Origin of the sequence: Solibacillus kalamii, assembly GCF_002174535.1 — a bacterium.
Taxonomy (GTDB): Bacteria; Bacillota; Bacilli; order Bacillales_A; family Planococcaceae; genus Solibacillus; species Solibacillus silvestris.
In genome coordinates this window covers 1-3,612 of record NZ_NHNT01000022.1, presented here as the reverse complement: position 1 = coordinate 3,612, position 3,612 = coordinate 1, and the positions used below count along the sequence as shown (strand labels likewise).

Genomic DNA, 3,612 nt, shown 5'->3' with positions numbered 1-3,612 from the left:
CATCTTCTAAAACAGACTTTAAAATGTATTCTTTTGTTTGTGCGTCTAATCGCTTACGAGTTTGTTTTTCTTTCATCGGTTCCACGTCCTTTTTTAGATATCTTAATCTTAAAGTGTCTCTTAAGACGTGTCCATTTTTTATACTAACCCCACATCGGCTGGGTTTATTAGAAGATCTCGGGTTGGTGTGCGCTTTTTTGGGTGGTAGCGTTGTTTTTAGGTTGCTCGGAGGCGGTGCGGGATTTTATTAGAAAAGTTTGGGGACAAATTAGAAGAGTTGCGCGGGATATTAGAACATCGACGGGGTTTATTAGAAGATCTCGGATAGGTGCGCGCTTTTTTAGGTGATAGCGTTGTTTTTCAGGTTGCTCGGAAAGCGGTGCGGGTTTATATTAGAAAAGTTTAGCGACATATTAGAAGAGTTACGCGGGATATTAGAACATTGGTTAGGTTTATTTGAATAGTTGGAGCACTTATTAGAAAAAATATGATTTATATTAGAACATCTCACTTTTATTAGAAGATTTTCCGGGATATTAGAACAATGTAGAGCTTTATTAGAACATCCTCACGGCAATCGAATCCGTACATCTATTGCGACGAGTAATTGCCTCACTTTCATGCTATAATAGATGGAGCGGATCATTGCTAGTAAGGCAATGACAAAGGAGACAAAATAATGAGTCAACAAAATCAAGAATCAACACAACAATTACCTGAAAATTTCAGTGAATTAAAGAAAGCTGTAAACCGTACAGCAGACTGGGAAGCACGTTTAGATGCGGTACAGGAATTAGCGAAAATTAAAGCCGATGAATCGATCAAAATTTTGCAATATGTAGCGAAAGCCGATCTAGTAACGAAAGTGCGCGATGCGGCAGCGAAACAATTAAAGAAAATGGGTCAGCAAGTGGAACCATCGGAAGCACCTAAAGGCGAATTGTTCAAAGACCTTCGCAAAATTTTCAAACGTATTAAGAAAAGCTTGCCAGCAGATCACACGTATGAAGACTTCAAAGTAAAACTTGAAAAAATGCGTATCGATATTTATAACACATACGAAGGCGAAAAAGGCGCACAATTTGACGCTTGGCTGAAGGATATGTGGGAAACTACTGAAACAAGAAAATAATTAGCAATAGAGAACACGAAATGATTTTCGTGTTCTCTTTTTGTAGAAACAGCCGGCTCCTTCTCACGGCGCCAACTGTTTCTTTAATCTATTCAATTATCCCCAAATCTCTTTTGAAATATCGACAATATACTTCAGTTTTGCCCATTGTTCATCCTCAGTTAGGATATTTCCGTGATGAGTTGAAGCGAATCCACATTGTGGACTAATACATAATTGCTCCAACGGCACATATTTTGTTGCCTCTTCAATACGAGCTTTAATATTTTCCTTCACTTCTAATTCACCATGTTTGGAAGTGAATACGCCCAGTACTACTTGTGGTCCACCATTCGGAATGTAATCCAACGGTCCGAAATCACCGGAACGATCATCATCATATTCCAGGAAAAATCCGTTTACTTTTTCTTTTGCAAACAATGTAGGCGCAATTTTAGCATAGCTTCCCTCGAACGCCCACTTTGAGCGATAGTTGCCACGGCAAAGATGAGTCGTGATGATTAAATCTTCCGGTTTATCCGCTAACACTCCATTTGTAACACGAAGAGCTAAATCGATTAACTCTTCACGGGAATACCCGCTATCATTGAATGGAATTTCCGGAGCATTCAGTCCGGCAATGTACACATCATCGAGCTGTAAATAACGGCAGCCTGCATCATAAAAGGCTTTGATGGCATCACGGTATGTGCTGATAATATCCTTTGAGTATTCTTCAAGATCCGGATAAATTTCCAAATTGCGAATACCCGCATTAAATAGCTGGTTTGGGCTTGGAATGGTCTGTTTGGCAACAGCTCGGTCTCCGACTATTTCTTTAAATTCGATAAAATCTTTAATATGTGGATGATCCGGATTAAACGAAATTTTACCGATTACCCGCACATCATATCTTTCGGTTTCTTCGCCTTTGAATGAGAAGCCTGAATCCGGAACATACCCCTCGACTCCATTTAAATATTCAAGGAAATCTGTATGCCAAAATCTGCGGCGAAATTCTCCGTCCGTTACAGCTTGAAGGCCTACTTCAATCTGCTTATCAACGATTTTCTTAATTTCCTCTGTCTCAATGGCATGTAATTCCTGTGCCGAAATATGGCCTCCGTGGAAATCCTTTCTTGCTTTGTGGATTCGCTCCGGTCTTAATAAACTCCCAACATGATCCGCTCTAAATGGTGCCTTTATTAATGTTTTCGTCATATACAATCTCCCACTTTCCCTTTGGTTTTCTTAATGTAAAGCTAGTGTAGCATGGGAAAATTGTTATTACGTAACACCTAAATCCTATTCTTTGTTATAGTCTTAAACTATAGCTGAACGATTTCTTGTTCAACAGATTCTTTTAAATACTGTATATACGTATTCGCCATTGTACTATTTGTAACATTTTTATGAGTTATATACCCTACATGAATTTGTTCGTCCACCTTTAAAGGAACAGCTATAATGTCTTTACTGTTTAATTTATGACTGATTACCCCTGTGGAAATCGTATAGCCATTTAACCCGATCAGTAAGTTAAATAATGTGGCACGATCGGTAACCTTTATATTTTTCGGTCTGGAAAGCGTGCTTAAAATCTCCTCCGAAAAATAGAACGAATTATAATCCCCCTGTTCATATGAAAGGTACGGATAAGGGTCCAAGTCCGATAATGTGACATACTCCTTTTTGGATAGCGGATTTATCGAGCTGATAAATATGTGCGGCTTTGCTGTAAATAGCTCATGAAACTGTAAATTGCCTTCTCCTAAAAACTTATTGATTACCTTTTTATTGAATTCATTGACATATAAAATACCGATTTCGCTCCGTAAGTTTTTGACATCCTCAATAATTTCATAGGTTTTGGTTTCTCGTAAACTGAACTCGTATTTTTCGATATCATAGTCTTTTAATAAGCGGACAAACGCACTTACCGCAAATGCATAGTGCTGGGCAGATACACCAAAAAACTTTTGCGGAGACGTTGTATTCGTATAGCGACTTTCTAAAAGTTCCGCCTGCTCAACAACTTGCCGGGCATACCCTAAAAACTCCGAGCCTTCAGAAGTAATGATAATCCCCTTGTTCGAACGCAGAAAAATCGTGATTCCCAGTTCTTCCTCCAGCTCTTTTAGTGCATTGGACAGGCTTGGTTGACTAATAAACAGCCTTTGTGCCGCTTTATTGATCGATTGACTCCTTGCTACTTCGATTACATATTTTAATTGTTGCAATGTCATGTTTTTATCCTCTTCTTTCTCTTAAAATGTCTCGTATGTTATAAGCTTTACCATATAATGCAACTGCGATAAAAACAATCTTTCCAACGCAAAAAGGCGCTCCTATTATGAACTGCACCCCAAATGTTAGACACAAATCTATCATTTGGAGGTGCTTTTTATATGACAAGGATTACTTTTGAACAAAAATTGGATACGATTTTTCGTGTTGAAAAAGGTGATGAAGGCATTACTTCAATTGCTAGATCACTTAAT

Annotated in this window: 3 protein-coding genes; 1 reads left to right on the top strand and 2 read right to left on the bottom strand. The window is 38.4% G+C overall.

What is annotated here, in order from left to right; all coding sequences use genetic code 11:
* The first annotated feature begins 679 nt into the window (after positions 1-679).
* Positions 680-1,132, top strand: a complete 453-nt coding sequence (locus tag CBM15_RS18930; protein ID WP_014822939.1) for a HEAT repeat domain-containing protein — start codon at positions 680-682, stop codon at positions 1,130-1,132.
* A 96-nt stretch (positions 1,133-1,228) separates the two neighbouring features.
* Here CBM15_RS18930 and CBM15_RS18925 read toward each other — a convergent pair whose 3' ends face one another.
* Together CBM15_RS18925 and CBM15_RS18920 are read right to left on the bottom strand one after the other, a co-directional pair.
* Positions 1,229-2,332, bottom strand: coding sequence for a 5-methyltetrahydropteroyltriglutamate--homocysteine S-methyltransferase (locus CBM15_RS18925; RefSeq protein ID WP_087618669.1), 1,104 nt, complete (start codon positions 2,330-2,332; stop codon positions 1,229-1,231).
* Positions 2,333-2,439: 107 nt separating this feature from the next.
* Positions 2,440-3,357 (bottom strand): LysR family transcriptional regulator, encoded by a 918-nt coding sequence (locus CBM15_RS18920; RefSeq protein ID WP_087618668.1) that lies wholly within the window; start codon positions 3,355-3,357, stop codon positions 2,440-2,442.
* Positions 3,358-3,612: the final 255 nt, after the last annotated feature.

Bases quoted from the DNA above. Each gene is read 5' to 3' on its own strand.
- CBM15_RS18930 (WP_014822939.1), top strand. From the start codon at position 680: ATGAGTCAACAAAATCAAGAATCAACACAACAATTACCTGAAAATTTC.
- CBM15_RS18925 (WP_087618669.1), bottom strand. From the start codon at position 2,332: ATGACGAAAACATTAATAAAGGCACCATTTAGAGCGGATCATGTTGGG.
- CBM15_RS18920 (WP_087618668.1), bottom strand. From the start codon at position 3,357: ATGACATTGCAACAATTAAAATATGTAATCGAAGTAGCAAGGAGTCAA.